This is a genomic window from Streptomyces sp. NPDC005195, from assembly GCF_040608315.1.
Classification (GTDB): Bacteria; Actinomycetota; Actinomycetes; order Streptomycetales; family Streptomycetaceae; genus Streptomyces; species Streptomyces kaempferi.
Window position 1 is genome coordinate 1 of the sequence record NZ_JBEXHZ010000294.1, and the last position, 1808, is coordinate 1808.

Sequence of the window (1808 nt, forward strand, 5' to 3'; positions counted from 1 at the left end):
GGCGGTTTCGGCGCGGCCAGCCGCGCCTGGCACGCGTACGTCCTGGCGCATGTGCTGCCGCACGCGCGGGAGGACGCGCCGGTGCTCTACAACTCCTGGGAGGCGACCGGCTTCGACGTCGACGAGGTCGGGCAGAAGGCGCTGGCCGAGCGGGCCGCCGCGCTCGGGGTGGAGCTGTACGTCGTCGACGACGGGTGGTTCGGAGCGCGCCGCAGCGACCACGCGGGACTGGGTGACTGGACGCCGGCGGCCGACCGGTTCCCGGACGGGCTCGCGCCCCTGGTCCGGGCGGTGCACGGTCTCGGGATGCGCTTCGGCCTCTGGGTCGAGCCCGAGATGGTGAACCCGGACAGCGACCTGTACCGCCAACACCCCGACTGGGTCCTGCACTTCCCCGGCCGGCCCCGCTCCGAGCTGCGCAACCAGCTGGTGCTCAACTTCGCCCGCCGCGAGGTCGCCGACTGGGCCTACGAGTGGCTGACCCGGCTGGTCGGCGACCACGGCATCGACTTCCTCAAGTGGGACATGAACCGCGCGTTCAGCGAGGCGGGCTGGCCCGGGCAGCAGGACGGCACGGACCGCCTCGGACCGCAGTACGTGCGCAATCTCTACGGTGTTCTCGACCGTCTGCGCGCGGATCATCCGGCGCTGCGGATCGAGTCGTGCAGCGGCGGGGGCGGACGGGTCGACCTGGGCATTCTCGCCCGTACGGACCAGGCGTGGGCCTCGGACAACACCGACGCCGCCGACCGGATGTGGATCCAGCACGGCTACGGCCAGGTCTACCCCGCGCGCACCATGGGCGCGTGGGTGACGGATGTGCCCAACCAGCTCACCGGGCGTACGGTCCCCCTGCGTTTCCGCTTCCTTGTCGCGAGGGCCGGCGCGCTGGGCATCGGAGGTGACCTCACCCGCTGGTCCGAGGACGAACTGCGGGAGGGTGCCGCTCTGGTGGCCGAGTACAAGGCGGTGCGCCACCTGGTGCAGCACGGCCGGCTGGACCGGCTGGCGCCGCCCGCGGAGGACTCCGACGCCGTGCTGCAGTACACCGCCGGGGACGCCTCGGAGACGCTGCTGCTGGCGTACCGGCGGGTGGCCCGGCACGGCAGCCCTCATCCGCCGGTCCGGCTGCGCGGCCTGACCCCGTCGGCACGCTACCGCGACGCGCGCACCGGCGCCGTGCACCACTCGGCCGTGCTCGGGGAGTACGGGCTCGTCCTCGATCTGCCGTCGGGCGACTGGTCGAGCACGACGGTGCACCTGGTCAGGGAGGCCTGAACCGGGAGGCCCGAGCCGGAAGCGGGCAGCCCTGCGCCGCTCCCGCCCTGGTCGGCAACCGACCCGGGACGGCTCACCGGCGGCGCCGGAACGCGGAACCGCCGAGGGGCTCCGGACTCCGGGCTGCGGGCTGCGGACTCCGGGTCGGTACCCGGTCAGTAGCGCTGGGCCTTCGTCAGACGCGGCGTCAGCTGGGGTGTGGTGGGCTGTCTGCTGATGGCGACGGGCTGGGCCCGCTTGCCCGGTTCGAGGTTCTCCGCACCCACGAACCGGGTCTCGACGACCTTGCCCTTCGCGTCCTCGAAGTCGACCCGCACGGCGTACGACGCCTTCTTGTCCGTCTTGTTGGTGATGCTCACGAGCACCGCGAGCAGCCCGCCGGTCTGTCCCCTGGGCAGACCGGTCATCGCGACCTCGGACCTCGCGTTCCCGCCGCCCTGGACCTTCTTCAGCTCGGCCTCCGCCGCCGCGCTCGCACGGGCGGTGTCGGCCGAGACGGACGCCGCGAACTCCGACGCCGCGGCGGACAG

Annotated in this window: 1 protein-coding gene and 1 pseudogene; one reads left to right on the forward strand and one right to left on the reverse strand. The window is 73.2% G+C overall.

Annotated features, from left to right (window positions below; translation table 11 throughout):
- Positions 1 to 1278 (forward strand): alpha-galactosidase (locus tag ABZV34_RS39080; RefSeq protein ID WP_356287937.1); only part of this gene is annotated, 1278 nt, incomplete at its 5' end.
- A gap of 155 nt (positions 1279 to 1433) precedes the next feature.
- Here the strand turns inward: ABZV34_RS39080 and ABZV34_RS39085 are convergent.
- Positions 1434 to 1808, reverse strand: a pseudogene (locus ABZV34_RS39085) (hypothetical protein); the annotation flags it as partial.